This window comes from Janthinobacterium sp. 67 (assembly GCF_002797895.1).
Classification (GTDB): domain Bacteria; phylum Pseudomonadota; class Gammaproteobacteria; order Burkholderiales; family Burkholderiaceae_D; genus Janthinobacterium.
Window position 1 is genome coordinate 4,445,399 of the sequence record NZ_PGES01000001.1, and the last position, 25,203, is coordinate 4,470,601.

The 25,203-nt window shown below is 64.2% G+C and carries 25 protein-coding genes; 16 read left to right on the forward strand and 9 right to left on the reverse strand.

Annotation, left to right across the window (positions count from 1 at the left end; all coding sequences use genetic code 11):
• Positions 1-41: 41 nt before the first annotated feature.
• The 15 genes from CLU90_RS19955 (at position 42) to CLU90_RS20025 (ending at position 15,781) form a co-directional block, all read left to right on the forward strand.
• Positions 42-1,535: a S41 family peptidase gene (locus CLU90_RS19955; protein WP_092713528.1), complete on the forward strand. Its 1,494-nt coding sequence runs from the start codon at positions 42-44 to the stop codon at positions 1,533-1,535.
• 84 nt (positions 1,536-1,619) lie between these two features.
• Complete coding sequence (locus tag CLU90_RS19960) at positions 1,620-2,381, forward strand: HesA/MoeB/ThiF family protein (protein WP_092713530.1); 762 nt, start codon at positions 1,620-1,622, stop codon at positions 2,379-2,381.
• 94 nt (positions 2,382-2,475) lie between these two features.
• On the forward strand, positions 2,476-2,928 hold the full coding sequence (gene gspG, locus CLU90_RS19965; RefSeq protein WP_092713532.1) for a type II secretion system major pseudopilin GspG: 453 nt from the start codon (positions 2,476-2,478) through the stop codon (positions 2,926-2,928).
• A 12-nt stretch (positions 2,929-2,940) separates the two neighbouring features.
• Positions 2,941-3,435, forward strand: coding sequence for a GspH/FimT family pseudopilin (locus CLU90_RS19970; RefSeq protein ID WP_100428776.1), 495 nt, complete (start codon positions 2,941-2,943; stop codon positions 3,433-3,435).
• The gene (gene gspI, locus CLU90_RS19975; RefSeq protein WP_223278962.1) at positions 3,432-3,815 is read left to right on the forward strand and encodes a type II secretion system minor pseudopilin GspI; all 384 of its coding nucleotides are present in this window, start codon (positions 3,432-3,434) and stop codon (positions 3,813-3,815) included. The genes CLU90_RS19970 and gspI overlap by 4 nt, the downstream gene beginning before the upstream one ends.
• Positions 3,815-4,438 (forward strand): PulJ/GspJ family protein, encoded by a 624-nt coding sequence (locus CLU90_RS19980; RefSeq protein ID WP_092713536.1) that lies wholly within the window; start codon positions 3,815-3,817, stop codon positions 4,436-4,438. Before gspI ends, CLU90_RS19980 begins: the two co-directional genes overlap by 1 nt.
• Positions 4,435-5,412, forward strand: a complete 978-nt coding sequence (gspK, locus tag CLU90_RS19985) for a type II secretion system minor pseudopilin GspK (RefSeq protein WP_100428777.1) — start codon at positions 4,435-4,437, stop codon at positions 5,410-5,412. Before CLU90_RS19980 ends, gspK begins: the two co-directional genes overlap by 4 nt.
• 19 nt (positions 5,413-5,431) lie before the next feature.
• The gene (gene gspL, locus CLU90_RS19990) at positions 5,432-6,661 is read left to right on the forward strand and encodes a type II secretion system protein GspL (protein ID WP_232731274.1); all 1,230 of its coding nucleotides are present in this window, start codon (positions 5,432-5,434) and stop codon (positions 6,659-6,661) included.
• Positions 6,658-7,191: a type II secretion system protein GspM gene (gene gspM / locus CLU90_RS19995; protein WP_100428778.1), complete on the forward strand. Its 534-nt coding sequence runs from the start codon at positions 6,658-6,660 to the stop codon at positions 7,189-7,191. The genes gspL and gspM overlap by 4 nt, the downstream gene beginning before the upstream one ends.
• A complete protein-coding gene (locus CLU90_RS20000; RefSeq protein WP_092713544.1) occupies positions 7,188-7,964 on the forward strand; it encodes a type II secretion system protein N in 777 nt (258 codons plus the stop codon). Before gspM ends, CLU90_RS20000 begins: the two co-directional genes overlap by 4 nt.
• Positions 7,961-10,198, forward strand: a complete 2,238-nt coding sequence (gene gspD, locus CLU90_RS20005) for a type II secretion system secretin GspD (RefSeq protein WP_092713546.1) — start codon at positions 7,961-7,963, stop codon at positions 10,196-10,198. Before CLU90_RS20000 ends, gspD begins: the two co-directional genes overlap by 4 nt.
• A gap of 10 nt (positions 10,199-10,208) precedes the next feature.
• Positions 10,209-11,630: a type II secretion system ATPase GspE gene (gene gspE / locus CLU90_RS20010; protein WP_100428779.1), complete on the forward strand. Its 1,422-nt coding sequence runs from the start codon at positions 10,209-10,211 to the stop codon at positions 11,628-11,630.
• Between the two features lie 10 nt (positions 11,631-11,640).
• On the forward strand, positions 11,641-12,861 hold the full coding sequence (gene gspF / locus CLU90_RS20015; RefSeq protein WP_100428780.1) for a type II secretion system inner membrane protein GspF: 1,221 nt from the start codon (positions 11,641-11,643) through the stop codon (positions 12,859-12,861).
• Between the two features lie 16 nt (positions 12,862-12,877).
• On the forward strand, positions 12,878-13,444 hold the full coding sequence (locus tag CLU90_RS20020) for a type II secretion system protein N (RefSeq protein WP_100428781.1): 567 nt from the start codon (positions 12,878-12,880) through the stop codon (positions 13,442-13,444).
• A gap of 78 nt (positions 13,445-13,522) precedes the next feature.
• Positions 13,523-15,781, forward strand: a complete 2,259-nt coding sequence (locus CLU90_RS20025) for a patatin-like phospholipase family protein (RefSeq protein WP_100428782.1) — start codon at positions 13,523-13,525, stop codon at positions 15,779-15,781.
• Here the strand turns inward: CLU90_RS20025 and CLU90_RS20030 are convergent.
• Positions 15,754-16,539 carry a helix-turn-helix domain-containing protein gene (locus tag CLU90_RS20030; protein ID WP_232731275.1) on the reverse strand — a complete coding sequence of 262 codons (786 nt, stop codon included), beginning with the start codon at positions 16,537-16,539 and terminating at the stop codon, positions 15,754-15,756. The genes CLU90_RS20025 and CLU90_RS20030 overlap by 28 nt on opposite strands.
• Positions 16,540-16,707: 168 nt before the next feature.
• On the opposite strand from CLU90_RS20030, the gene CLU90_RS20035 reads away from it, so the two are divergent.
• The gene (locus CLU90_RS20035) at positions 16,708-17,322 is read left to right on the forward strand and encodes an outer membrane protein (RefSeq protein ID WP_100428783.1); all 615 of its coding nucleotides are present in this window, start codon (positions 16,708-16,710) and stop codon (positions 17,320-17,322) included.
• A 152-nt stretch (positions 17,323-17,474) separates the two neighbouring features.
• On the opposite strand, the gene CLU90_RS20040 is transcribed toward CLU90_RS20035, so the two are convergent.
• From CLU90_RS20040 to CLU90_RS20075, 8 genes are all read right to left on the reverse strand, one after another.
• Positions 17,475-17,669 carry a hypothetical protein gene (locus CLU90_RS20040; RefSeq protein ID WP_077398720.1) on the reverse strand — a complete coding sequence of 65 codons (195 nt, stop codon included), beginning with the start codon at positions 17,667-17,669 and terminating at the stop codon, positions 17,475-17,477.
• A gap of 18 nt (positions 17,670-17,687) precedes the next feature.
• Positions 17,688-19,040 carry an ATP-dependent protease ATPase subunit HslU gene (hslU, locus tag CLU90_RS20045; RefSeq protein ID WP_092713663.1) on the reverse strand — a complete coding sequence of 451 codons (1,353 nt, stop codon included), beginning with the start codon at positions 19,038-19,040 and terminating at the stop codon, positions 17,688-17,690.
• Positions 19,041-19,079: 39 nt separating this feature from the next.
• Entirely contained in the window at positions 19,080-19,616 is a 537-nt protein-coding gene (gene hslV, locus CLU90_RS20050) for an ATP-dependent protease subunit HslV (protein WP_034753065.1), read from the reverse strand.
• A 222-nt stretch (positions 19,617-19,838) separates the two neighbouring features.
• A complete protein-coding gene (dksA, locus tag CLU90_RS20055; RefSeq protein WP_076565074.1) occupies positions 19,839-20,291 on the reverse strand; it encodes an RNA polymerase-binding protein DksA in 453 nt (150 codons plus the stop codon).
• 481 nt (positions 20,292-20,772) lie between these two features.
• Entirely contained in the window at positions 20,773-21,855 is a 1,083-nt protein-coding gene (locus CLU90_RS20060; RefSeq protein WP_100429521.1) for a CobW family GTP-binding protein, read from the reverse strand.
• Positions 21,856-21,993: 138 nt separating this feature from the next.
• On the reverse strand, positions 21,994-22,941 hold the full coding sequence (locus tag CLU90_RS20065; protein ID WP_100428784.1) for a tyrosine recombinase XerC: 948 nt from the start codon (positions 22,939-22,941) through the stop codon (positions 21,994-21,996).
• Positions 22,942-22,948: 7 nt separating this feature from the next.
• Positions 22,949-23,626 carry a DUF484 family protein gene (locus CLU90_RS20070; RefSeq protein WP_035823876.1) on the reverse strand — a complete coding sequence of 226 codons (678 nt, stop codon included), beginning with the start codon at positions 23,624-23,626 and terminating at the stop codon, positions 22,949-22,951.
• A 178-nt stretch (positions 23,627-23,804) separates the two neighbouring features.
• A complete protein-coding gene (locus CLU90_RS20075) occupies positions 23,805-24,824 on the reverse strand; it encodes a porin (protein ID WP_092713558.1) in 1,020 nt (339 codons plus the stop codon).
• Between the last annotated feature and the right edge of the window lie 379 nt (positions 24,825-25,203).

Genomic DNA, 25,203 nt, shown 5'->3' on the forward strand with positions numbered 1-25,203 from the left:
ACCATTGCTGCGGCAGCGAATTTGTAGATTGCGAAGAATACATGGGTATCAAAGTCAAAAGTATCGGCCTGATCGGTCTGGGCGTACTGGCCGGCATCGGCATGTCGCTGCAGTTCCCGGCCGTGGCGCAGAAGATCACGAATGCCCCGCTGCCGCTCGACGAGCTGCGCCAGCTGTCCGACGTCTTTGGCCTGATCAAGTCCGATTACGTCGAGAAGGTGGAAGACAAGAAACTCTTGACGGAAGCCATTTCCGGCATGGTGTCGTCGCTGGACCCGCACTCCGTCTACCTCGATAAAAATGCCTTCAAGGAAATGCGCGAAAGCGTGCAGGGCAAGTTCGTCGGCATCGGCATCGAAGTGAGCATGGAAGACGGCTACGTGAAAGTCGTCTCGCCCATCGAGGATAGCCCGGCCGCCAAGGCCGGCATCCTGGCGGGCGACCTGATCACCCGCCTCGACAACATCCCGCTGAAAGGCTTGCAGCTGGAAGAAGTCATCAAGAAGATGCGCGGCCAGCCGGGCAGCAAGCTGGTGCTGACGATGTCGCGCAAGGGCGAAAGCAAGCCGCTGGTCTTCCCCATCGTGCGCGAGGAAATCCGCGTGCAAAGCGTGAAGGCCAAGATGGTCGCGCCCGGCTATGCCTGGCTGCGCATCGCCCAGTTCCAGGAACCGACCGTCGATGACATGGTCAAAAAGATCAACGCGCTGTATGCGCAAGACCCCAAGCTCAAGGGCCTGGTGCTGGATTTGCGCAACGATCCCGGTGGCGTCGTGCCGGGCGCCATCGGCGTGGCCACGGCTTTCCTTCCGGGTAACTCCGTGATCGTCTCGACCAAGGGCCAGTTGCCCGAGTCGAAACAGGTGTTTTATGGCCGTCGCGAATTCTATGCGCCGCCGGGCGCCAAGGCCGACCCGCTGGCCAAGCTGCCGGCCGCGCTGAAAACCGTGCCGCTGGTGGTACTGGTCAATGCCGGTTCCGCGTCCGCCTCGGAAATCGTCGCCGGCGCCTTGCAGGATTACCAGCGCGCCACCGTCATCGGCACGCAGACCTTCGGCAAGGGTTCCGTGCAAACCTTGCGCCAGATCACGGCCGACACGGCCGTCAAGCTGACGACGGCCCGCTACTACACGCCGAAAGGCCGGGCCATCCAGGCGCGCGGCATCGTGCCCGACTTGCTGGTCGATGAAACGGCCGAAGGCGATGGCTGGAACAGCCTGCGCATCCGCGAGGCGGACCTGGAAAAGCACTTGAGCAGCAACGACGGCAAGCCGGAAGCGGCCAAGCCGACGATGGAAGGCATGCAGGATCAATTGGAAGAAGAGCAGCGCCTGATCGCCACGGCGAAAAAGCGCAAGCCGCTCGAATACGGGGCCAAGGACGATTTCCAGCTGCAACAAGCCTTGAACCATTTCCAGGGCTTGCCGGTGCAGCTGGCCAAGGTGGACGCCAAGGTCGACAAGATCGGCGCCAAGCCGGAAATCGCTTCCGACATCAAGGCCGATGACAAGAAGATTCCTGTGCGGAAGCCTTGATGCTTAACCCAATGCAAGTGCCGGGGTCGGACCCTGAGGGTCCGACCCCAGGGTGTGATCTGGGTTTGCAGTAGACGTAAAACCATGAACGACAATCAACTGCTGCGCTACTCGCGCCACATCCTGCTTGATCAGATCGGCATCGAAGGCCAGCAAGCCTTGCTCGATGCGCACGTGCTGGTGATCGGCGCGGGCGGGCTCGGCTCGCCAGCGGCCATGTACCTGGCCGCCAGCGGCGTCGGCAAGCTGACCCTCGTCGATGACGACACGGTCGATCTCACCAATCTGCAGCGCCAGATCGCCCACACGACGGCCCGCGTGGGTCAGCCGAAAGTGCTGTCGGCGCGCGAAACCCTGACCGGTATCAATCCCGAGATTGAAATAGTGGCCTTGCAGGAGCGCCTCGACGACGCGCGCCTGGCCGAACTGGTCTTGTCCGCCACGGTGGTGCTCGACTGCACCGACAACTTCGCCACGCGCCACGCCGTCAACCGCGCCTGCGTGGCGCACAGGGTGCCGCTGGTGTCGGGCGCCGTGATTCGTTTCGACGGGCAAGTGAGCGTGTTCGACCCGCGCACGGGCACGCAACCGTGCTATTCCTGCCTGTTTCCGCAGGAGCAGCAGTTCACGGACGAGGCCTGCTCGACCATGGGCGTGTTCGCGCCGCTGGTCGGCGTGGTCGGCGCCATGCAGGCGGCCGAAGCGCTGAAACTGATCATGGGTGCGGGCGAATCGCTGGCCGGGCGGCTGCTGCTGCTCGACGGCTTGCACATGGAATGGAACAGCATGCGCGTCGCGCGCGACCCCGGCTGCGCCGTTTGCGGCAAAGTGGTCTTGCCGGGCTGACAGCCCCCCGTACAAATTTTTCCCTATATGACAGGCTTTGTCATATTTCCGCTTTATACTCTGCTCTCATTACTCACCTTCTTCTCTCTTTCTTATGCAAAACGCAGCAAACCATCCGACACGCCAGCGCCGCGCGCGCGGCTTCACTTTGATCGAAATCATGGTCGTGGTGGTGATCATGGGCATCCTCGCGTCGCTGGTGGTGCCCAAGCTGATCGCCCGCACGGGCGAGTCGAAAGTGGCGGCGGCGAAAGTCGACATCGCCACCGTGATGCAAGCGTTGAAACTGTATCGCCTGGATAACCAGCGCTACCCGACCACCGAGCAGGGCTTGCAGGCGCTGATCGAAAAACCGACCACGGGACCGGCCGCGAATGGCTGGAAAGCGGGCGGCTACCTGGAAAAGATGCCGAAGGACCCATGGGGCAACCCGTACCAGTTCCTGTCGCCGGGCGTGAAGGGTGAAGTCGATATCATCTCGCTGGGCGCCGACGGCCAGCCTGGCGGTAGCGGCGACGACGCCGATATCGGTTCCTGGGAACTGTAAGTTTTCCATTGCATGCCTGCCATGAGCACCGGTCGCGCACTGCCCCGGCCACGCGCCAGCGGCTTCACGCTGATCGAATTGCTGGTGGTGATGGTCATCATCGGCGTCACCCTGGGCCTGGTCTCGCTGAACGCCATGCCGAATGGCCAGCAAGCGCTGCAGAAGGAAGCCGAGCGCATCGCGCTGCTGCTGCAGCTGGCGCGCGATGAAGCCATCGTGCGCAGCCGGCAGGTGGCGTTCGAGGCGGACGAAAATCAATACCGTTTCCTGGTCCTCAATGAAAAGCTGTGGCAACCCGTGACGCAGGACGATTTGCTGCGCGAGCGGGCGTTTGCCAACACGCCCATGCTGCTCAGCGTGCAGCCATCGAACAGCGTGGCCCAGCCGCTGCGCATCGTCTTCGGCCGCGAACCGGTCGACAAGCCTTTCGTGCTGACCCTGGCCAGCGGCGAGCGCAGCGTGGCCATCCGCGCCGACGGCATCGGCCACTTCACGGTCGAGCAATGATGCGGTTCTCATTGCGCCGCCATCAGCGCGGCTTCACTTTGCTGGAAGTCCTGGTCGCCCTCGTCATCGTCGGCACGGCCCTGGGCGCCTCCCTGCGCGCCGTGGGCAGCCTGACGCAAAACAGCGACGGCTTGCGCAGCGCCATGATGGCCACCTGGTCGGCGGAAAACCACCTGGTGCGATTGCGCCTGGCCAAGACCTTCCCGCAGACGGGCAAGCGCACGGTCGACTGCCCGCAGGGCGACTTGAAACTGATCTGTGAAGAGGAAGTGGTGGCCACGCCGAATCCCCGCATCCGGCAAGTGCGCGTGAACGTGTACGACGCGCAATATCCGGCCCGGCGCATCGTGCGCCTGGTGTTATTGGCGTTCAACGACTGATGGCGCGCCGCACTGTCCCTGCCGGCGGTTTCACCCTGATCGAGCTGCTCGTGGCGATCGGCATCCTGGCCATGGTCGCCGTGCTGGGCTGGCGTGGCCTGGACAGCATCATGCGTTCGCGCGAAGTGCTGACCAGCCAGCTGGAGCAGGCGCGCGGCATGCAGCTGGCGTTTGCCCAGATGCAGAGCGATTGCGACCACCTGGCCGGCGCCGGCCTGAATACCAGCCTGCTCAATGGCCGCACCAACCTGACGGCCGAGACCGACCGTTTGACCCTGGTGCGCCTGGCCGCGTCGGAACAGGAGCCGCAGCAGTTGCAAGTGGTCACTTACCGCCTGCGCGGCGGCGTGCTGACGCGGCGCGAGTCGAACGGCACGCGCGACCTGGCCGTGCTCGACACGCTGTGGCAGGCGGCGCGCGACGATACCGATACCTCGAGCGCCGACGTGACCCTGATGCGCGGCGTCGACAGCATGGTCATGCGCGGCTGGAGCAATGGCGCCTGGAACGTGCTGACGGCGGGCGCCACCATCTCCACGCAAGTGCCGGGCCTGGAAGTGACCCTGCAGATGCCGGGCCAGGACGCGGGCTTGTCCAAAGTCTTTTTGCTGGGGCCGGGATGAAGCGTCTTTCCTCTCCCGTCCGCCAGCGCGGCGTGGCCGTCATCACGGCCTTGCTGCTGACGGCGTTGGCGATTACCGTCGTTGCCAGCCTGTTCTGGCAGCAGCAGGTGCAGGTGCGCTCGATGGAAAACCAGCGTTTGCGCCTGCAGACGCAGTGGGCCATGCGCGGCATGGTCGACTTCGCCCGCTTCTGGCTGCGCCAGGACAATGTCATGCTGACGGCGCTTGACGGCGTCTGGGCCACGCCCATCGAGGAAGCGCGGCTTGACGATTATGTGGACCGCGAAAAGGTCGACACGGAAAAATTCGACGCCACCGTGTCGGGCCGCGCGCTCGATGCGCAGGCGCGGTTTAACATTACCAACCTGGCCACCGCCACGGGCATCGTCAGCCAGCCCTATGTGCAGGCCTACCAGCGGCTGCTGTCCAACTTGCAGCTCGATAGTTCTTTGGCGCAGGCGACGGCTGACGCCGTGCTGCGCGCGCGGCCGAAACCACGCGCCGCCGACAGCGGCGCCGACGGCAAGACGCCCGCCGCCAAGCCCGCCACGGGCGGCAGCAGCGAACCGGTGGCGTTCACGCAGGTCGAGGATTTGCTGGCCGTCCCCGGCTATACGCCGCAGATGATCGAGAAACTGCGCGACTTCATCATCGTGCTGCCGAAAACGACCGCGGTGAACGTGAATACGGCGCCGGCCGAGGTGCTGTCGGCCGTGACCGACATGTCCGTGTCCGAGGCCAGCGCCCTGACCTTGAGCAACCCGCGTAAAAAGTTTGTCGATAGGCTAAATTTCCAGAATAATATCAACGGCAAGAAACCGATCGACGGCGTGGAGATCGATGTGAAAAGTCAGTACTTCCTCACCGTGATCCGCGTGCGCCTGGACCGCGCCGCGCTCGATGCGCAGGCACTGGTGTGGCGCGAGCCGAATCCGCAGCGCACCACCAGCCTGGTCTGGTTGCGGGAAAATTAACAGCTGAAAGCGAGTCACTTTGACAATATTGTATATCCGTCACCCAGCCAAGGCATCCACCGACAGCGCGCCTGCCTGCTCCTTCGTGCTGGCCGGCGACGGCGGCGCCCTGTTGCAGCAGGGCAGCGCGCCGCTGGGTAGCCTGGGCCAGCTGATCGCCGGCGCGAAGCAGGTGGTGCTGCTGCTGGCGGCGGCCGACGTGACCCTGCTGCGCCTGAAAACCCCGCCGCTGGCCGGCGCCCGCTTGCGTGCGGCCCTGCCGGGCCTGGTGGAAGAACACATTTTGGGCGACGCCCAGGATTGCCTGCTGGCCGCCGGCGCGCCTGATGCAAACGGCATGCGCACGGTGGCCGTGGCGCAGCGTGCTTGGGCCGAGGTCCTCGTGAAAGCCTTGCTGGCGCAGGGCGCGCGCAAGGTCGTCTTGCTGCCATCGCAGCTGTGCCTGCCCTTGCAGCCGGGCAGCGTGACGGCCGCCCTGCAGGCTAGCGGCGATGGCCTGGAACTGGCCTTGCGCCAGGCGCCGCAAGAGGGCCTGGGCCTCGTGCTGCCGCCCCAGCCGCAGCAGGCGCTGCTGACGACGCGCGCGTTTGCCGGCGATGTGCCGCTGACGGTCTACGTGGCGCAGGCCGAGCTGGCGCAATATCAACAGCTGGCTGCCGGCATGGATGGCGTGACGGTCGAGCCCGACCATTGGGCGCACTGGATCGCCGGCGCCAAGGGCGCTGGGCTGGACCTGGCCGGTGCCCTGGGCACGGCGACGGGATCGGCCACCGAATGGCGCCGCTGGCGCTGGCCGCTGCGCCTGGCGTTGCTGGCCGTGGTCGTCAACCTGGCCGGCATGAATATCGAATGGATGCGCCTGAAGCGCGAAGCGGCCACCGTGCGTACCTCGATGCAGCAAACCTTCAAGGCCGCGTATCCGAACGAAGCGCCCGTGTATGGCCTGGAAGCGGAACAGATGCGGCGCAATATCACTGCCGCCCGCCTGCAAAGCGGGCAGGCCAGCATGGATGATTTCACGAGCATGAGCGCGGCCCTGGGCGAGGCGCTGGGCGGCCTGGCCGGGCGCGGCGTGGTGGCCTCGCTGGAATACCGCGAGCGCAGCCTGATCGTCAAGCTGAAACCTGACATGGTCGACGCCAGCGCCCAGGCGCAGGTGCGCGACGGCCTGGCCGCGCGCAAGCTGACCTTGAATGAAACGGCGCCGGGCGTGTGGAAGATCACGCCGGCCACGGGAGCAAAAGCATGAGTGCAGCAGTCAACAAGGCACGCGCCGCGCTGGCGGGACAACAGCAAAATGTGCAGGCCTTCTGGGCCGAGCGCACGCCACAGGAACGCAAGCTCTTGACCATCGGCGGCGTCGTGGCGGGGCTGGCCCTCGTCTACGCCGTCTTCTTCGAGCCTGCCTGGACGGGCCGCATCGCCTTGCAAAAGAGCTTGCCCGAGCTGCGCCAGAACGCGGCCCAGCTGCAGGCGCTGGCCCGTGAAGCGGGCGAGCTGGCGCGCCAGGCGCCCGTGCAGGTGGCCCCCATGAGCCGTGACAGCCTCGACGCCTCGCTGAAAGCGCGCGGCCTGGCGCCGCAATCGCTGTCGCTGACGGGGGAATATGCGCGCGTGCAGCTGAACGGCGTGCCGTTCGCCAGCGTCATGCTGTGGCTGGACGGCTTGCGCCGCGAAGGCCGCGTGGCCGTGCAGGAAGCGAAGATCACGGCGCAGGGCAAGGCGGGGCTGGTCGACGCCAGCCTGACCCTGCACCAGAGCCCTGGCGCGGCACGATGATGCGCCTGCTTGGCTGGCTGCTGGCCATCATCGTCAGCGTGTGCGTCACCCTGCTGGTGTTTTTCCCGGCCGGCTGGGTGGCCAGTATCGTGGAAAAACAGACGGGCGGACGTTTGACCTTGGGCGACGCGCAAGGTACCCTGTGGCGCGGCTCGGCCTTTATCGGCGGAGCATCCAGCGCGAATGGCGCCGTGACGCCGCTGCTGCCGGGGCGTTTCAGCTGGCGCATTTCGCCCTCGGTGCTGTGGGGATCGGCGGACGTGGAACTGCAAAACCCGCAGGCCCTGTCGCAGCCGGTGAACCTGCGCGGCTCGTGGTCGCACTGGCAAGTGAGCCCGGCGGCCCTGCTGCTGCCGGCCGATGGCCTCGGCGGCTTGGGCGCGCCTTTGAATACCGTGGCGCCGACGGGCAGCATGCGCCTGTCGTGGAGCACCCTGGAGCTGGCCCTGGAGAAGCAGCAGTTTTCCGCCGTTGGCCGCACCACCTTGCAGATGACGGACATGGCGTCGCGCCTGTCGTCCCTGCGTCCGCTGGGCAGCTACGAGCTCGATTTCGATTGGCAGGGGCAGCAGGCGACGTTGACACTGCGCTCCATCAAGGGACCGCTGCTGCTCGATGGCAGCGGCAGCCTGCAACAGGGGCGCATGCAGTTTTCCGGCCAGGCCCAGGCCGCAGCAGGATATGAAGAGACCTTGGCGAGTTTGTTGAATTTGCTGGGACAGCGCCGTAGCAATAGCGAAAAAAACATCATCGCCTTAGAGTTCAGACAATGAAAAAACCATCCGTGAGTCCCATTACCTCCTCCTTCTCGCTGCGCCGCCTGTCGGCCGCCGCCTTGCTGTGCTGTTCCGTGGCCGGCATGCCGGCGCCCGTCTGGGCCGCGCCCGGCGATGAAGCGGCGCTCAATTTCGTCGGCGCCGACATCGAATCGGTGATCAAGGCGGTGGGCCATTACACCAACATCAATTTCGTCATCGACCCGCGCGTCAAGGGCACGATCACCCTGGTGTCGGAAAAGTCGATCAGCAAGACGCAGGCCTTCGGGCTGCTGGCCTCGGCCTTGCGCCTGCAGGGCTATGCGGTGGTCTCCGGCGACGGCTATGCGAAAGTGGTGCCGGAGGCGGACGCCAAGCTGCAATCCGTGCCGACCCAGGTGGGCAATGGCAGCAGCCAGGTGAAGGGCGACCAGATCGCCACCCAGGTGTTTTACCTGAACTACGAATCGTCGGCCAACCTGCTGGCCGTGCTGCGGCCCTTGATTTCGCCGAACAACACGATCAACGCCAACCCGGGCAACAACTCGCTGGTGATCACCGATTATGCGGATAACCTCAAGCGCCTGGCGAAGATCATCGCCGCGCTCGACGTGCCCGCGTCGACGGACCTGGACGTGATCCCCGTGCGCTATGCCATCGCTTCCGACCTGGCCTCGATGGTGAACAAGTTGATGGAAGGCGGGAATGCGGGCGGCGCCGCAGGGGCCGATGCGGGCAAGGTGTCCGTGCTGGCCGACCCGCGCACCAATTCGCTGGTGCTGCGCGCGCCATCGGCGGCGCGCGCCAATTTGGCCAAGTCGCTGATCTCGAAGCTGGACCAGCCCACCACGCAACTGGGCAACGTGCACGTGGTGTACCTGAAAAATGCGGACGCCACCAAGCTGGCGCAGACCCTGCGCTCGGTCGTGACGTCGGACGGCACGGCCGCGTCGGCGCAGCAGGGCACGAGCAACCTCGCCACGAACAACCAGATCAGCCAGAATAACAGCGGCATGAACAGCACTGGCCTGGGCGGCAATACGCAAAGCGGCACCACGGGCGGCGCGTCGCTGAACAACGGGCCGCAACAGCTGTCGTCGGGCGGCGCGGCCGGTTTCATCCAGGCCGATGCATCGACGAATACCCTGATCCTGACCTGCAACGAAGCCGTCTACCGCAACCTGCGCGCCGTGATCGACCAGCTCGACGTGCGCCGCGCCCAGGTCTACATCGAGGCGCTGATCGTCGAAGTGACGTCGGCCAAGGCCTCGGAATTCGGCGTGCAGTGGCTGGGCCTTTCCGGCGACAGCACCAGCAACTATCGCGTGGGCGCGCTGCAGTCGTTCGCTTCGGGCACCAGCAACAACATCGCCGCCATCGCCACGGGCGGCGGCAAGGTCTTGCCGACGGGCGGCCTGACGGTCGGCATCTTCAAGCAGATCAACGGCGCGCTGGGCCTGGGCGCCGTGGCGCATGCGCTGGAATCGGACGGCAACGCCAACATTCTGTCGACGCCGAACCTGATCACCCTGGACAATGAACTGGCGACCATCAAGGTGGGCCAGAACGTGCCTATCCTGACGGGCCAGTACACGAGCACGGCCGGTACCAACACGAACCCGTTTCAGACCATCGACCGCAAGGAAGTGGGCCTGACCCTGAAGGTGCGTCCGCAGATTTCCGAAGGCGGCACCATCAAGCTGGGCATCTATCACGAGACGTCGAGCGTGGACAAATCCACGGCGTCGGCCGTCAGCGGCATCACCATCAACAACCGCGTCATCGAAAACAATGTGCTGGCCGACGATGGCCAGATCATCGTGCTCGGCGGCCTGATCGAGGACAGCACGGGCGACAACGCGGAAAAAGTGCGCGGCCTGGGCGACATCCCCCTGATCGGCAACCTGTTCAAGTACCAGACGCGCGAGCGCAAGAAAACCAATCTGATGATCTTCCTGCGCCCCGTCATCGTGCGCAACAAGGAGCAGAGCGGCAGCCTAGCGGCCGACCGCTACGACTACATGCGTTCGGCCGAGACGGCCGCCGTGCCGGCCACGGGCAACCTGATGCTGAAAGACCTGGGCACGCCGGTGCTGCCGGCCCTGCAGGATGGCCAGCCGGTGGGCGGCAGCATGGTGACGCGTCCCGTGCCGCCGGCGCCGACGCCGCCGCCAGGCGCGCCGGCCAACGCGGCCACGCCGCCGCAGTCGATGCTGCAGCAATACCAGCAGCAGCAACAGCCACAGAAGTGATCGGGTCGCCATGAGTAATCTGCTTCCCTACGCCTACGCGCGCGATTTCGGTCTGCTGGCTCGGCCCGGCGCCATCGACGGCGCCCCCGTCGAAGTGCTGGTGGCCGCATCGACGGCGCCGGCGGCGATTGCCGAAGTGTCGCGCCGTTTCGGCCAGATCCAGCTGACGGTCTTGCCGCGCGGCGAACTCGATGCGGCCATCGCCGGCGCCTATGCGGGCGGTGGCGGCGACGCCTCGCAGATGGCCGATGAATTCGACGCCGACCTCGATCTGACCAAGCTGCTGCAGGACGTGCCGGCCATCGAGGACTTGCTCGAATCGTCCGACGACGCGCCCGTCATCCGCATGATCAACGCGCTGCTCACGCAGGCGCTGCGCGAAGGCGCGTCCGATATCCACATCGAGCCGTTCGAGCAGACGTCCGTCGTGCGCTTTCGCATCGACGGCAGCCTGCGCGACGTCGTGCGCCCCCGCAAGGCCATCCACGGTTCGCTGATTTCGCGTATCAAGATCATGGCGCAGCTCGACATCGCCGAGAAACGCTTGCCGCAGGACGGCCGCATTACCCTGCGCGTGGGCGGCAAACCCGTCGACGTGCGCGTCTCGACCCTGCCCACGGGGCATGGCGAACGGGCCGTATTGCGTTTGCTGGACAAGGAAGCGGGCCGCCTCGACCTGCAGCACCTGGGCATGAGCGCGCCCATGCTGGCGCAGTTCGATGGCCTGATCACGCAGCCGCACGGCATCGTGCTCGTCACGGGCCCCACCGGTTCTGGCAAGACGACCACCTTGTACGCGGCGCTGTCGATGCTCAACGCCACGACCACGAACATCCTGACGGTGGAAGACCCGATCGAGTACGACCTGGCCGGCGTGGGCCAGACGCAAGTCAATCCGCGCATCGACATGACGTTTGCCAAGGCGCTGCGAGCGATTCTGCGGCAGGATCCGGACGTGATCATGATCGGCGAGATCCGCGACCTGGAAACGGCGCAGATCGCCGTGCAGGCGTCTCTGACGGGCCACCTGGTGCTGGCGACCCTGCACACGAACGACGCATCGGCGGCAGTCACGCGCTTGCTCGACATGGGCATCGAACCGTTCCTGCTGTCGTCGTCCCTGCTCGGCGTGCTGGCGCAGCGCCTGGTGCGCAAATTGTGCGGTTCCTGCAAGACCTTCGATGGCCAGTACTGGCAGGCCGTCGGCTGCGAGCATTGCGGCCAGACGGGCTACCAGGGCCGCGTGGGCGTGTACGAGCTGCTGCGCACGACGGAGCAGATCCGCGCGCAGATCCACAACCGCGCGTCGGAAGCGGAAGTGCGCACGGTGGCTCTGCAGGACGGCATGCTGAGCATGCGCGACGACGGCGAACGCTGGCTGCGCGACGGCACCACCACGCAGGCTGAATTGCTGCGCGTGACCAAAGACTAGGCCCGCCACCATGCCCGCATTCCGCTATGAAGCCGTCGACGCGCAAGGCGTCACCCGCAAGGGCGTGCTCAATGCCGACAGTCCCCGTTCCGCGCGCGCCGAGCTGCGCGTGCAAGGCCTGGTGCCGCTGGCCGTCGAACTGATCGCCGCGCAGGTGGACGCCGCCGGCGTGACCAAACGGCGCGGCTTCGGCGAGCGCCTGTCGAGCACCGAACTGGCCCTGTTTACGCGCCAGCTGGCCAGCTTGCTCGAAGCGGGCCTGCCGCTGGAGCAGGCGTTTTCCGCGCTGCTGGAACAGGCCGAGCGGCCATATCTGCGCGACCTGATCGCCTCGATCCGCTCGGAAGTGATCGGCGGCGCCGCGTTTTCCGACGTGCTGGCGCGCCATCCGCGCGACTTCGCCGAAATTTACCGCGCCTTGGTGGCGTCGGGCGAGCAGATCGGCCATCTGTCGCGCGTGCTCTCGCGCCTGGCCGACTATATCGAACGGCGCAATGCGCTGGTGCAGAAGGTCAAGCTGGCGTTTACCTATCCGGCCATCGTCACGGTGGTGGCGTTTTCCATCGTGATTTTCCTGCTCACCTACGTGGTGCCGCAGATCGTCTCCGTGTTCGCCAATACCAAGCAGAAGCTGCCCATGCTCACCGTGATCATGCTGGCGTTGTCGGACTTCGTGCGCAACTATGGCCTCATCGTGGCCGTGATCCTGGCCGGCGCCTGGTTCGCCTGGCGCCGCGCGCTGCAGCAGCCGGCCCTGAAGCGGCGTTGGCATACCTGGCTGCTGACGGCGCCCTTGTACGGCAAATTCGAACGCAGCCTGAATACGGCGCGCTTTGCCAGCACCCTGGCCATTACCACGGGGTCCGGCGTGCCGATTTTGCGCGCGCTCGACACGAGCCGCGATACGCTCACCAACGTGGCGATGCAGGAACTGGTGACTGACGCCAGCGGCGCCGTGCGCGAAGGCGTCAGCCTGGCGCGCGCGCTGTCGGCGCAAAAGCATTTTCCGCCCATGCTGATCCACATGATACGCGCGGGCGAAATCACGGGCGAGCTGCCGGCCATGCTGGAACGCGCGGCCAGCGCGCAGGAGCAGGACCTGGAACGCCGCACGCTCACCATCGCCGGCCTGCTGGAGCCGGCCCTGATCCTGGCCATGGGCGTGGTGGTGCTGCTGATCGTGCTGGCCGTGCTGATGCCGATTATCGAAATCAATCAGCTCGTCAGATAAGAAACCCAAGGAAGCCATGAAGCGTTTGCCTCAATTTACAAGTTTGCTCGCCGTCGTGGCGCTGTCCGTGTCGCTGGCCTACTGGGCCATGCAGCTGTTCAAGGCGCAGCAGCGCCCCATCAATCCACCCGCCGTACCGGTGGTGCAGGATGCCAGCGTGGAGGCGGGCGCCTCGCTGTTCGGCGGCCAGGTCAGCGTGGCCACGGCCAGCAACTACCAGCTCAAGGGCGTGGTCGCCGCCGGCAATGGCCGCGGCAGCGTGGCCATCATCTCGACCGATGGCAAGCCGTCCGTGGCCTTGCCGGAAGGCGCCGAGGTGGTGCCTGGCGTGACGGTGCTGGAAGTGCATGCGCGCCACGTGCTGCTGCGCGATGGCGGCGTGAGCAAGCGCATCGACCTGGTGGCCGACGACAAGGCGCTGGCCTTGCCGGGGCCCGTGTCCGCCACCCCCACGCCAGCGCCGGCCCCGGCGCCGGCAACGAACCTGGTACCGCCGCCGCTGCCGATGGAGCAGCAGCGTCCGGCGACCGTGATGCCGGCGCCGCCGCAGGTGACCACCACCAGCACGCCGCCGTCGAATTAACGCTCATTAACGCTGATTAACGCCGTTCTTATCGTATTTTGCCGATGGCGCCATGCCGTCATCGCGACAGGAGTCTTCATGTTCTCGATCCGTGCCGTCCTGGCGGGCTGCGTGGCGGCGCTGTGCGTCTTGCCGCAAGCCGCCGCAGCCGCCGACGCTCCCGCCGTCACGCCTTCCCTCGTTTCTACCGTTGCCGTCCCCGCGCCCGTGCCGGCGCGCCCCCGCATCGCCCTCGTCCTGTCGGGTGGCGGCGCGCGCGGCCTCGCGCATATCGGCGTATTGAAAGTGCTGCAGGAGTTGCACGTGCCCATCGACATGGTGGTCGGCACCAGCATGGGCGGCGTGGTGGGCGGCGCGTATGCGGCCGGCGCTTCCGTGGCGGACCTGGAAAAGATGGCGCGCGAGACCAACTGGGCGCGCGTGGTGGCCGACCGTCCGCCGCGCGACGAGCTGACGTTCCGCCGCCGCGAGGAAGATTTATTGCTGCCGTCGCGCATCGAGTTCGGCACCAGCCGCAACGGCATTTCCACGCCGCCGGCGGCGGCCAGCAATGCGGCGCTGGAAACGGCCTTGAACCGCCTGCTGCCGGCCGGTATGCGCGACCGTCCCGCCAGCCAGTTGCCCCTGCCTTTCCGTTCGGTGGCGTCGGACCTGGTCAACGGCGAACTGGTGGAGCTGGTCGATACGCCCCTGTTCCTGTCGATGCGCGCCTCGCTGGCCGTGCCCGGCGTGTTCGCCCCCGTGCGCGTGAACAACCGCCTGGTGGTCGACGGGGGGCTGGTGCGCAACCTGCCCGTCGACATGGCACGCGCCATGGGTGCCGACATCATCATCGCCGTTAACGTGGGCACGCCGCTGGCGCCGGAAAAAGAGCTGGGCAGCGCCATCGGCGTGGCGCAGCAGATGCTGCAAATTCTCACGGAGCAGAACGTGCAGCGCTCGCTCAAGGAGCTGCAGCCGCAGGATATCCTGGTGGCGCCGGACCTGACGGGTGTCAGTTTCCTCGACTTTGAAAACTATGCGCGCGCCATGCGCGCCGGCGAACAGGCGGCGCAGGCGCTGGCCGCCCGCCTGGCGCCGCTGGCCCTGCCGCCGGAACAGTATGCGGCGCGCGAGCAGCTGCGCCTGGCGGCGCCGGCTCTGCTGGACGTGGCCCTGCCGCTCACGCGCCTGGCCGTCGAGAGCGAAGGCGCGATCAACCCGCGCATCCTGCAGGCGCAATCGGGCCTGGTGGAAGGGCAGTCGGTCAGCCAGGAGGATGTGCTCAAGGCGGCTGCAAAACTGTATGGCCGCGGCGACGTGGCGCGCGTGGAGACGGAAGTGGTCGATGCGGGCGACCAGCGCACGGTGAACATCAAGGCGGTCGAAGCGCCATGGGCCAGCAACCGCCTGCGCGTGGGCCTGGAACTGGCCAGCGATTTCAGGGACAGCAATAATTTCGCCCTGAAGCTGCTGCATGCGCGCTCGAACCTGAACAGCTGGGGCGGCGAGTTGCGCAGCACGGCGCAGATCGGTAATGCGCGCGGCTATGGCCTGCAGTTCTGGCAGCCGCTGGGGGCCGGCAACCCGTGGTATATCGCGCCGCAGCTGCAATACACATCGTCGGCGATAGATTTGTTCGACAATGGCCGGCGCAGCGCCCGCCTGGCATATAACGGCCAGACAGCCGCACTGGTGCTGGGACGCCAGTTCGGTAACTGGGGCGATCTGCAGTTCGGCGTCGCGCGTACGGAACTCAAGGGCAAGCTGGCGATTCCGGCCGATCCTACGCAGCCGGAGTCGCGCGCGCTGGGCAGCACGCAGTTCGTGCGGTTCCGTGCCGATACGCTCGATTCGCCGGGTTTTCCCACGCGTGGCGTGCTGCTTGAGGCCACCTGGGCGCGCGATACGACCACGGGCTCGGGCGAGGCGGCCTTGGGCCAATCCTCGATCACGGGCTTGAAGGCTTTTAACCACGGCAACTGGGCCGGTCACGTGTATGGCGAATGGGCGCGCTCGCAGCGTGACGAAGCGCCGCTCAACCTCGGTGGTTTCCTGCGCTTGTCCGGCACGGAATTTGAATCGGTGAGAGGACGCAGTATCGCCTTCGCGCGCTTCGTGATGGCGCGCCGCATCGGTTCCCTGCCCAGCACCCTGGGTGGCGTCGTGCGGGCTGGCTTTTCGCTGGAGATGGGCGGCGGCTTCGACCAGAGCGAGCGCTGGAAAAGCAGCAAATTCACTCAGGCGAGCAGCGCCTTTGTCTCCGTCGACACGCGCTTCGGTCCCGTGTATGTGGCGGCGGGCGCGACCAAGGGAGGCGAGAGCACCCTTTATCTGTTCCTGGGACCGGTCTGGTAGGACGCCGCCGGGGCGGTGGACGCCGTGCTGCGGCGCAGGGCCGTGAAGGCGGCAAATTCCCATGAGCGAAAGCCCAGCAGCAGGGTAAAACCATCGCGCTCGGCGGGGGCCAGGCGCCGGTCGTTCTGGTGCAGGCGCGCCAGTTCCTCGGCCAGCTGGCGGATCTTCTGCACCAGTTCCTGCGCGCTCGACAGCGACAGGCGCGCCGGGATGCACATCAGGGTTTCGCCGGCGCCATCGAAATGCCCGCTGAAATAATCGGCCACCACGTGTTCGCGGAAGTATTGCTGCACCGGGCCGTCGGCCAGCCAGTGGAAGGCGTTCGAGACGCGCAGGCTGTAGCGGTTCAGCGGCTTGAGTTCGATCAAGCCCAGGCGGTCCAGTTCGGCCAGGCAGCCGATGCATTCGGCCTGCGTCAGCGCATACGTTTCCACCACCTGCTCCAGGCTCCAGTGACCGAGGCAGCAGATGGCCACCAGCAGCAGGCGCGGATGCGCGACCAGCGACTTTTCCTGCACCAGGGTGAGCGTGTCGGCATGCGGCGTGATGTCGGCGGCGCCGCGCAGCACGTCTTCCATGGCGATGCCCGATGCCTTGCAGATCAGGGCCAGGCGGGACAGTGACATGTCGTGCTGGCCAAACATGCGCTTGACGCTCGATTCGCTCATGCCGATGCGTTCGGCCAGCACTTTATAGGTGATGCCGGCGGCGCGCAGTTGCGTGCGCAGCACGCGCAATACCAGTTCAGGTGAACTCACGAGATATCCTTTTTTACAAGTTTGGTAGCGGGTAACGGTACCGAATGTAGCCGTTAATGGCACTTTGCACAAGGTGATAGTACTTTTCCACAAAAGCGATGACACTCCCGCTTGTGGCCCGCACAGCGCGCTACAACCAGGCAATCCATTCACTTGTAGAGGTTATCCATGTTCCCATCTTTCCGTTTCTCCGCAGCGTTGCTGGCGCTGGCCGCCATCGCTCCCTTGCACGCCGTCGCAGCCGAGCCTGCACCAGGTCCCTTCTATGCGGGCGCCAGCTATGGCTTTCGCGCCAGCACCGGTCTCGATTGCACCACCGGCCAAAGCAATTGCGACAAAAGCAGCAAGCGCAACGGCAAGGCCTACGTGGGTTACAGTTTCGACGCGCTGCCGTTTCAGGGCGGCGTGGCCGTGCCTTCGATTGAGCTGGTGGGGTACATGGGCGGCGAGGTCAAGTCCGGCTTCGACACGGACGCGGGCAAGCGCGCTGGCCGCGGCAAGTTCACGGGCCTCGGCATGCAAGGCGTGCTCGGCTACAAGCTCGACGCATTTACCCTGAGCGGTCGCGCCGGCGCAGCCTATACGCGGGGCAAGGTCGATTATCTGGATGGCGGTTCGGACAGGAAGGACAAGATCGGCCTGACCTACGGCATCGGCGCGGCGTATGCGCTGAACAATAACTGGTCGCTGCACCTCGACTGGGACCGCGTGCCAGTCAAGTACAACAGCAAGCAAACGACCAAGGTCGACATGTTTTCGCTGGGCGCGTCCTACCATTTCTGAGGGATGATGCCGCGGCACAGAGTGGCCTGATGGCGGACGCCCCAGAACGGGGTGTCCGCGGGCGGCCAAAAATGACCATGGCGGCGTTGCATGTCCTCGCCGTATTATTCATACTGTCTTCGTCCATGCGCCTTGCCATGGACATTTTGAGATCAGTCTTTGACGTCCACTTTCAACAGCAGTTTCGCCAGCAGGCGTTTTTCCTGCTGGCGCTGGCCCGACACGGTTTTCACGTGCGCCCCGGCGGCGCGCTGCAGGGCGGCGGTGGCGACCGGATTGCGCGGTTTTTGCGAGGGCTCGACGCGGAACTGCATTTTCTGCCGCGTCGCCAAGGCCTTGTTTGCCATCGCTTTCCCCCTTCCTTCTTACAGCACGTAGCGCGACAGGTCCTCGTTGACCGACAGCGCTTCCAGGCGTTCATTGACGTAGGCCGCATCGATCACCAGCAGGTTTTCCGTGCTGCTGCTGCCTTCGCTGGCCGTAAACGACACTTCTTCCAGCAGTTTTTCCATCACCGTGTGCAGGCGGCGCGCGCCGATGTTTTCCGTGCGCTCGTTGACCGAATAGGCGATTTCCGCCAGGCGCGTGATGCCTTCCGGCGCGAATTGCAGTTTCAGGTTTTCCGTCGCCAGCAAGGCTTCGTACTGCATCGTCAGGCAGGCGTCGGTGCTCGTCAAGATACGCTCGAAGTCCGCAATCGACAGCGATTCCAGCTCCACGCGGATGGGGAAGCGCCCCTGCAGTTCCGGGATCAGGTCCGACGGCTTCGACAGGTGGAACGCGCCCGAGGCGATGAACAGGATGTGGTCCGTGCGTATCATGCCGTACTTGGTGTTGACGGTCGTGCCTTCGACCAGCGGCAGCAGGTCGCGCTGCACGCCGGCGCGCGAAACGTCGGCGCCGCCCGATTCCGAGCGCGAGGCGATCTTGTCGATCTCGTCCAGGAAGACGATGCCGTTCTGCTCGACGTTCTGGATGGCCTTCTGTTTCAGCTCATCTTCGTTGAGCAGCTTGGCCGCTTCTTCCTCGACCAGCAGTTTCAAGGCTTCGCGGATCTTGACCTTGCGCGCCTTCTTGCGCTGCCCGCCCACGCCCGAGAACATGGACTTGATCTGCTCCGTCATTTCTTCCATGCCCGGCGGCGCCATGATTTCCATCTGCGGGCCAGCCTCGGCCAGCTCGATCTCGATTTCCTTGTCATCGAGCTCGCCCTGGCGCAATCGCTTGCGGAAGGTCTGGCGCGTGCTGTCGCCGCTGCCCGTGTCCACGGCCGCCGCCGTATTCGGCGTGAAGCCGAAGTCGCGCGCCGGCGGCACGAGGATGTCGATGACGCGGTCTTCGGCCGCATCTTCGGCGCGAGCGCGCACTTTCTTCATTTCCAGCGCGCGCGTCTGCTTGATGCCGATGTCGATCAGGTCGCGGATGATGGTGTCGACGTCGCGGCCCACATAACCGACTTCCGTGAATTTGGTTGCTTCGATCTTGATGAACGGCGCCTCGGCCAGCTTGGCCAGGCGGCGCGCGATTTCCGTCTTGCCGACGCCCGTGGGGCCGATCATGAGGATATTTTTTGGCGTGATTTCATGGCGCAGGGGCTCGGCCACCTGCTGGCGGCGCCAGCGGTTGCGCAGGGCGATGGCGACGGCGCGCTTGGCCTTGGCCTGGCCCACCACGTGCTTGTCGAGTTCGGTAACGATTTCCGACGGGGTCATGTTCATGATCATAGTTGGCTTTCTGTATTCTGTGCTCGGGGACGCTTAGTCCAAGGTCTCGATGATGTGCGACATGTTCGTGTAGATGCAGAGTTCCGCGGCGATGGTCAGCGATTTCTTGACCACGTCGGCCGGCGACAAATCCGTGTTTTCCTGCAGCGCCTTGGCGGCGGACTGGGCGTAGGTGCCGCCCGAGCCGATGGCGCCGATGCCGTCTTCCGGTTCCAGCACGTCGCCATTGCCCGTGATGACGAGGGTCGACTCGCTGTCGGCCACCAGCAGCATCGCTTCCAGGCGGCGCAGCACGCGGTCGGTGCGCCAGTCCTTGGCCAGTTCGACGGAGGCGCGCAGCAGATTGCCCTGGTGTTTTTCCAGCTTGCCTTCAAAGCGGTCGAGCAAGGTAAAAGCGTCGGCGGTGCCGCCGGCAAAGCCGACCAGGACTTTGCCCTGATACAACTTACGCACTTTGCGGGCCGTGCCCTTCATGACGATGTTGCCGAGCGTTACCTGGCCGTCGCCGCCCAGGGCGACTTGCTTGCCGCGCCGGACGCAGAGGATGGTGGTGCCGTGAAATTGTTCCATAGTGACCTCAAAAGATTCGTGCGTATGCGTGCAAGAGCATGCGATTGCGCGCCCATGCTTCAAAAGTGGGGATGGAAAAGGCAATTGCAAGCGGCACTTGCCGCTGCCGTGCCTGCTTCAGTGTAGTCGGCGCGGGACGAAAAAAAAGCACGCAACCGAAGGTTGTGTGCTTTTTTATCGCCATCGCGCAGCCGCCGAAGCGGCCACGCAAGGGGAGGGCGATCAGTCGCCGTACAGCTTTTGCTTCAGTTCGCGCCGTTGCTGGGCTTCCAGCGACAGGGTGGCGGTAGGACGGGCGATCAGGCGCGGGATGCCGATAGGCTCGCCCGTTTCTTCGCACCAGCCATAGTCGCCGGCGTCGATGCTGGCGATCGATTGCTGCACTTTCTTCAGCAATTTGCGCTCGCGGTCGCGCGTGCGCAGTTCCAGCGCATGCTCTTCCTCGATGGTGGCGCGGTCGGCAGGGTCCGGTACGAGTACGGTTTCACGCAAGTGTTCCGTGGTTTCGCCGGCGTTTTTCAGCAGGTCTTTTTCGAGCTGCTGCAGGCGCGCCTTGAAGAATGCCAGTTGTGCCGGATTCATGTAGTCATCTTCGCTCATGGCGCGAATTTGCTCTTCGCTGATGAGAGGGATGTCTTGGTTGGCGGCCGGGGTCGATTTATTAGTTTTGGTCATAACTTCGCTTACCTTCGATACGACAGAGTTTTCAAATTGATCAGTTGATGCGGCGATACCGAGCAACTGTACAGGTTCCGCTTGGCATTGCTGTCCCGCTGTACTGCGTGCGACCTTGGCTTGCCGGCGTAAGTCAGGATTGCCGGCCGGCCATGGTGCCATGTTGATAACTTTTTACCGCTCTATGCCAGTCGCGCTATGCGCGCGTCAACGGGCGTGTTGGGTGGATCGGTTGCATGCCTGGCATGCGGCCAGCGGCAGTTTGCCAGCATTTCATGACAGGCGAACGACATGGGCCGTTTTCGTCGCTGATTTTGGCACGCTTTGCTTTATATTGCCATCCCGATTTGTTGACTAGCCGATCAGAGACGGCGACTTGTTGGTTTATACCAGCAAGATGGGTGTCGGACAGCGGGAAAGCGTGCTTAACTTTCCCTTTTGTTTCTGCTTTGCAACGGGTACTTTGCAGAACCCGGCTAGTTTATACCAAACATTGTTCGAGTCCGCGAATAAAAATGTCTTTTGGTAGATTTTTGCCAATAAAGACCATTTTGCTGCCGCGCACTTCGTTTTCGCCCCATTTGGCGCCCAAGTCGCTGCCCATCAGCTGGTGCACGCCCTGGAATACCACCTTGCGCTCGGCGCCCTGCATCAGCAGCACGCCCTTGTAGCGCAGCATGCGCGGACCATACACTTGCACCAGGCCGCCGAGGAACTCGTCGAGCTTGGCGCTGTCGAACGGTTGCGTGCTCTTGAAAACAAAGGCGGCGATATCGTCGCTGTGCTGCGCATGGTGGTGGTCGGCATGGCCGCAATCGGTGGCGCAGGCTTCAGTGTGCTTGTGCTCGTGCTTGTGCTCATGTGCGTGCTCATGTGCATGGTCATGATCGTGGACGTGCGCCGTTTCCGTGGCCAGGAAATCCGGGTCCAGTTCCAGCTTTTCGTTCAGGTTGAAGCCGCGGATGTCGAGTACTTCAGCCAGCGGGGCGCGGCCGAAATCGACCTTGGCGATCGGTGCGCGGGGATTGATGCGCTTCAGGCGGCGCGTCAGGACGGCCACGTCTTCTTCACTGACGAGGTCGGTTTTCGACAGCAGCAGCTTGTCGGCAAAGCCCACTTGCCGCTGGGCTTCTTCGTATTCATCAAGTTGCTTCATCGCATGGCGGGCGTCGACCACCGTGAGGATGGCGTCGAGCATGTAGTGGCTGCCCACTTCCTCGTCGACAAAGAAGGTTTGCGCCACGGGGCCGGGATTGGCCAGGCCCGTCGTTTCGATGACGACGCGGTCGAACGCCAGCAGGCCGGCGTCGCGCTTGCGCGCCAGTTCCGTCAAGCCCACGATCAGGTCGCCGCGCACGGTACAGCAGATGCAGCCGTTGTTCATTTCGATGATGTGCTCGTTGCTATCTTGCACCAGGATTTCATTGTCGATGTTTTCCTGGCCAAACTCGTTTTCGATCACGGCGATGCGCATGCCATGGTCTTCCTGCAGTATGCGGTTGAGCAAGGTGGTTTTGCCGGCGCCCAGGAAACCGGTGAGGATGGTGGTTGGAATCAGTGCCATGAAGGAGCCTATGCTGTAATCGGTGGTGCCGCCGCGCAAGCGGACGAATCCGGACGATTATGCCGGAATTTTGCAAAAGCTTGCAAATGCGCGCCGATCCGCTTGATATGGATCAGGCTAGCCCAGGGGCGCGGCTATCTACTTGACCTTGGCGCGCGGGTGGGCCTGGTCGTAGACGTGCGCCAGGTGCTGGAAATCGAGCGCCGTGTAGACCTGGGTCGAGGTGATGCTGGAATGGCCCAGCATTTCCTGCACGGCGCGCAAGTCGCCCGACGACTGCAGCACGTGCGAAGCGAACGAGTGGCGCAGCACGTGCGGGTGCACATTCGCGGGAATCTCGGCGGCCAGACCATGCGCCTTCAGGCGCAGCTGCAGCACGCGGGGCGAGATGCGTGTGCCACGCGTGCTTAAAAACAAGGCAGCGCTGCCATCGGCCGCCGGCGGGCGCACGGCCAGCCAGGCAGTCAGGGCCACGAGGGCCGCCTTGCCGACCGGCACCTTGCGCATCTTGTTGCCCTTGCCCGTGACGATGACTTCGAAGCTGGCCATGTCGAGCCATCCCAGCGAGGCGGGCTGGCCGCCATCGGCCTTGCAGTAATGGGTGTCCAGGCTGGTCAGTTCGGAGACGCGCAAGCCGCTCGAATACAGCAGCTCGAACATGGCGCGGTTGCACAGTTGCTCGGGCTCGGCGGCGCTTTGCTGGTGTTGCGCGGGCGCCACGAGGCGCACGGCATCGTCCACAGACAGGGCTTTGGGTAAGGTTTTGGCCCGCTTGGGCGCGCGGATGCCGTCGACGGGATTGGCGTCGAGCTGGGTCTCGCCGCTGAGCCAGTTGAAAAAGCCCCGCCACGACGACAGCTTGCGGGCGATCGAGCGCGGGTCGAGTCCACCGGCGTGCAGCTTGGCCGTGTAGCGGCGTACTTCGTTGTGCGCCAGCGCCGTCCATGGCGTGTTGCCGCTCAGTTCCAGCAAGGCGCGCAGGTCGCGCCCGTAGGCGTTCAGCGTATGCGGCGACAGCTTGCGCTGCGTGGCCAGCTGCGCCAGGTAGGCGTCGAGCCACTCGGCCTTGCCGCGCGCGTCACCCACGGCGTTCTCAGGCTGGCGAGCCGGCGCGCAGCGCGGCCAGGGCGGCGCTGGCCGTGGCGCCGATATGCACGAGGAAGTCCGTTCCCATGCTCGACGTAAAGCGTTCGCTGTCGGGCGAGCCGAGCACCAGCAAGCCGAAGGTGCCCGTGGTGTTCGGGGCGCGCAGGGCGATCATGACGGTCGATTCGATTTTATCCGCCTGCAACCAGTGCACGGCTTCGAAATCGCGGTTGCTGCCGCAATACGGCGTTTGCAGGCTGTTGGCGAACATGCGCACGTCGGCCGTGACATCTTCCGTGAACCAGCCGTCGGCGTGTTCCGGCAGCACTTGCCACAGCCGCAGGCTGACGTAGGGCACGTCGAAATTGCTTTGCAGCGCGTCGACCAGCACGCGCGGCATGTCCGCATCGTTGCGCACTTGCAGCATGGCCTGGTTCCAGCCGTGGAATTTGCTGGCGATATCGCCATTTTCCTCGGCCACGCGGCTCAGCTTGGACATGCGCAGTTCCAGCGCCTTGTACTTGTCGCGCATCACTTCCATCTGCCGCTCCTGCAGCGAGATGGTGCGTCCCGTCAGCGGGCTGCTCAGCTTGACCTCGCCGAGCAGGGCGGTATGCTCTTCGAAGAAATTCGGATGCTCGCTCAGGTACTGGGCGACGGTGCTGGAATCGAGTGTGGCGGTCATTGAGAATATCTGTCAGTGAAAGTTGAACGCTTCATTCTAACCGAGAGTACGGCGGCATAGGCGCAAAGGGCGAGGCGCCCGTGCATTTTCCGTGTGCCCATGAAAAAAGCGGCATGGTTGCCCATGCCGCTTTGCCTTCCTTGCTCAGCAATCACCCGCAGAGGGTGATTGCGGGGCATTAGAAGTTGTGATGTAAGCCCAGGCCGATGTAGGTCCGCGAAACATCTGCCTTGCGGTTCGAAATGTCCGCGTACAGGTAGGTGCGCTTCGACAGGTTGTAGTCGTAGCCCAGCGATGCCTGCTTGGTTTTGGTCACGCCGTCTGGCGTTTTTTGACCGTAGCCAGCGCGGATTTTGCCCGGGCCGACGTCGTAGTTGGCGCCGACCAGCCATGCTTTGGTGTCCGTATTGACGAGCTTGAAGTTGCTGTCATCCTGATGCTGGTACGACGCCATCAGTTTCAGTTCCGTGATCGGATTGAACGATGCGGCAACCGACCACAGCTTGGCTTCCAGCGCATTGCGCTCGTAGGCGGCCATGGCGGCGAATTGTGTGCTGTTGTACGTGGCCGAAACCGAGTACGGGTTCACTTCTGGCACGGCATTGAGCGGTACGGCGCGGTTGGCTGCTGTGGCAGTGATGGCGGCGTTGCCATTGGCTTCCTTGGCGGCGACGGTGGCATTGATCTGGAAGCCGCTAAATACTGGCGAGTTGTAGAACACGGCGTTCGAGAAGCGGTTACGCGAGTTGCCTGGTGCACTCAGCGGATCGCTGGTGTAGGCAGCCACCGTGATGTCGGTCTGGAAGCCGGCGGTCGTCGGCATGCCCGACCATGGTTCGAACGCAGTGCTCGCTTCCTGGAAAGCGGTCAGGCCACGGCCCAGACGCACGGTACCGAAGTCGCCTTGCAGACCGACGCGGCTTTGACCCTGGAACAGCGGACGGGAGTTGCTTTCCAGCGTACCCGTGTCGGATTCATAGCGAATTTCCAGTTGGAAAATGGCTTTCAAGCCATTGCCCAGATCTTCCGTACCCTTGAAACCCAGCTTGTTGTTGTCGCGTTTCGTCACGACAGTGCTCGAACCGGTCGTTTTGCCCAGGCCCGCATCGATCGTGCCGTAGATTTGGACGGACGACTGCGCTTGTGCGGTTGCGGCAAAGGCGCCGAAGAGTGCGAGGGCAACGAGTGATTTTTTCATGTCTTATTCCCTATTAAAAAGTGAGTTCCGTCCGAGATCCGAGCAGATTGAAATGCGCCAACTGCCGCGTTTCGATGAATGAACCTTAATTCGTCGGCGCGCAAGTCGTGTGGGATTGGTCAAATATGCGTGAAAAGATTGGTGAAAAGCGGCATAACTGCATGCCCCTGTTGTATTTTTGTAACGCGCGGTTTCTGTCGCTCCTGCGCCGATGAGCAACGTTCTCCCATCGCCACGCTCGCGGCGCCTTGCCATATTGACGTGTCCAGGCCACGACATTGTTGCGTTGAATCAAGTTCTTAAGCCGGCTTTGGCGGATTTATGACACAAGGACGTTACACTAAGGGACGGCCTGCATCGATGGGCCTGGAGACGGCTC

Coding starts and splice junctions, on each gene's coding strand:
- CLU90_RS19955 (WP_092713528.1), top strand. CDS start 42: ATGGGTATCAAAGTCAAAAGTATCGGCCTGATCGGTCTGGGCGTACTG.
- CLU90_RS19960 (WP_092713530.1), top strand. CDS start 1,620: ATGAACGACAATCAACTGCTGCGCTACTCGCGCCACATCCTGCTTGAT.
- gspG (WP_092713532.1), top strand. CDS start 2,476: ATGCAAAACGCAGCAAACCATCCGACACGCCAGCGCCGCGCGCGCGGC.
- CLU90_RS19970 (WP_100428776.1), top strand. CDS start 2,941: ATGCCTGCCATGAGCACCGGTCGCGCACTGCCCCGGCCACGCGCCAGC.
- gspI (WP_223278962.1), top strand. CDS start 3,432: ATGATGCGGTTCTCATTGCGCCGCCATCAGCGCGGCTTCACTTTGCTG.
- CLU90_RS19980 (WP_092713536.1), top strand. CDS start 3,815: ATGGCGCGCCGCACTGTCCCTGCCGGCGGTTTCACCCTGATCGAGCTG.
- gspK (WP_100428777.1), top strand. CDS start 4,435: ATGAAGCGTCTTTCCTCTCCCGTCCGCCAGCGCGGCGTGGCCGTCATC.
- gspM (WP_100428778.1), top strand. CDS start 6,658: ATGAGTGCAGCAGTCAACAAGGCACGCGCCGCGCTGGCGGGACAACAG.
- CLU90_RS20000 (WP_092713544.1), top strand. CDS start 7,188: ATGATGCGCCTGCTTGGCTGGCTGCTGGCCATCATCGTCAGCGTGTGC.
- gspD (WP_092713546.1), top strand. CDS start 7,961: ATGAAAAAACCATCCGTGAGTCCCATTACCTCCTCCTTCTCGCTGCGC.
- gspE (WP_100428779.1), top strand. CDS start 10,209: ATGAGTAATCTGCTTCCCTACGCCTACGCGCGCGATTTCGGTCTGCTG.
- gspF (WP_100428780.1), top strand. CDS start 11,641: ATGCCCGCATTCCGCTATGAAGCCGTCGACGCGCAAGGCGTCACCCGC.
- CLU90_RS20020 (WP_100428781.1), top strand. CDS start 12,878: ATGAAGCGTTTGCCTCAATTTACAAGTTTGCTCGCCGTCGTGGCGCTG.
- CLU90_RS20025 (WP_100428782.1), top strand. CDS start 13,523: ATGTTCTCGATCCGTGCCGTCCTGGCGGGCTGCGTGGCGGCGCTGTGC.
- CLU90_RS20035 (WP_100428783.1), top strand. CDS start 16,708: ATGTTCCCATCTTTCCGTTTCTCCGCAGCGTTGCTGGCGCTGGCCGCC.
- CLU90_RS20040 (WP_077398720.1), bottom strand. CDS start 17,669: ATGGCAAACAAGGCCTTGGCGACGCGGCAGAAAATGCAGTTCCGCGTC.
- hslU (WP_092713663.1), bottom strand. CDS start 19,040: ATGAACATGACCCCGTCGGAAATCGTTACCGAACTCGACAAGCACGTG.
- hslV (WP_034753065.1), bottom strand. CDS start 19,616: ATGGAACAATTTCACGGCACCACCATCCTCTGCGTCCGGCGCGGCAAG.
- dksA (WP_076565074.1), bottom strand. CDS start 20,291: ATGACCAAAACTAATAAATCGACCCCGGCCGCCAACCAAGACATCCCT.
- CLU90_RS20060 (WP_100429521.1), bottom strand. CDS start 21,855: ATGGCACTGATTCCAACCACCATCCTCACCGGTTTCCTGGGCGCCGGC.
- CLU90_RS20070 (WP_035823876.1), bottom strand. CDS start 23,626: ATGACCGCCACACTCGATTCCAGCACCGTCGCCCAGTACCTGAGCGAG.
- CLU90_RS20075 (WP_092713558.1), bottom strand. CDS start 24,824: ATGAAAAAATCACTCGTTGCCCTCGCACTCTTCGGCGCCTTTGCCGCA.